General features: G+C 39.4%; 1 protein-coding gene and 1 pseudogene. One reads left to right on the forward strand and one right to left on the reverse strand.

Annotated elements, in window-relative coordinates:
• Positions 1-519: DNA cytosine methyltransferase (locus PX482_RS25080; RefSeq protein WP_288123175.1), on the forward strand; the 519-nt coding region annotated here is incomplete at its 5' end.
• A gap of 306 nt (positions 520-825) precedes the next feature.
• Here the strand turns inward: PX482_RS25080 and PX482_RS25085 are convergent.
• Positions 826-1,254: pseudogene (locus PX482_RS25085) on the reverse strand (transposase); the annotation flags it as partial.
• Positions 1,255-1,451 lie beyond the last annotated feature (197 nt).

The raw sequence follows: 1,451 nt of genomic DNA on the forward strand, positions 1-1,451 counted from the left end.
CCTCAACCAACCCATCAAGAAACTTGTCTCAAAGATATCCTAGAAGAAAAGGAAGTCAGCGTTAAATATTATCTCTCTAATCAGTATTTAGAAACTTTGTTTAAACACAAGGATAGACACCAAAATAAAGGTAATGGGTTCGGTTATGAGATTATTTCTCCCGATGGTATCGCTAATGCTATTGTGGTGGGAGGTATGGGAAAAGAAAGAAATTTAGTTATCAATAAAAGACTGACTAATTTTACTCCCGTTACTCGCATTAAAGGAGAGGTAAATAAGTTATTCGTCCGCAGAATGACTCCCAGAGAATGGGCAAGATTACAGGGATTTCCCGATAGTTTTCAGATTGTTGTCAGCGATGTCCAAGCTTATAAACAGTTCGGTAATTCTGTGGCCATTCCGGTGGTAAAAGCGGTGGCAAAAGAGGTGATTAAAACTTTAAATTTATCCAGAGATTCTCAAGAAAATATCAGGATTAAAGACCTAGAGGGGAGACAATTAGAACTATTGTCAATCTGAGGAAAAATAGCAATTGTTTCTAGGTGTTTGGGTAGATGACAGCGTTTCTTACCAAGATGAAGTATAACCTAATTTGGTATAGACGACCGACTCCCCAAAACCAAAACTTCCTATCTCACCGTTAAGATAACTGCCAGAAGTGTTGAACGTCGTAAAAAGTCACACAAAAACGCCTATTATAGATAGGATGTAGAAGTAAAGATAAACCTCAAGGAGATCATAAAATATGCTAATAAATTTTCCAAAACTCATGAAAGATATTTTGAAACCACTGCCTAAAAATGACTACTGGGACTTAAACAAATTTTAAGCCCAAATGTAGCCCAAAGCCGCTTTGTGAGAGGTAAAGACATCAATATTCTGCGTTAGCCAAGTGAAAAAACGAAAAGACATCGCTGTACGAAAAGCCTCCAACGCATCGGTAAACGTCTCCAGAGGTTTATTCGCCCATCGTCTTTGTAGCCCCCCAGTTAAGTGATGCCAGAGAATAAAAGTGTAGGCACAAAACACCAGGATAAAATGGCGAAGAAGGCTTTCTTTCTCGCGAACCTGATATTCTCTTAGCCCCAACCATCCTTTCGCCTCTCGATAGAAAACTTCTACCCAATTTCTTGGCGAGTAAGTTTCTACTAGCCACTGCGGGGTTACTTTTTCCGCCTGGACATTCGTGATAAAATAATCGATGTCCGTAGCTTCTTCCCAAGAACTCGCGTTCATGCGGATGGGGTCGTTTCTGCCATGGGCGTATTTTGACGTGAAAGCCTACTATGACTTGATTATAGCTAAAAAAGGGCTCTTCGGTTTGTGTTATGCAATGGACGGGGGTTATAAGGGATGGAACCCTTATATAGAAAGGCATTTAGCGATTTTTGTCAATTGTTTTTTATCTAGAGCGAACTAATCAATTAAGTCTTTTGCCAGATAAGGATTTA

Origin of the sequence: Microcystis sp. M53602_WE12, from assembly GCF_030065455.1 — a bacterium.
Classification (GTDB): Bacteria; Cyanobacteriota; Cyanobacteriia; order Cyanobacteriales; family Microcystaceae; genus Microcystis; species Microcystis aeruginosa.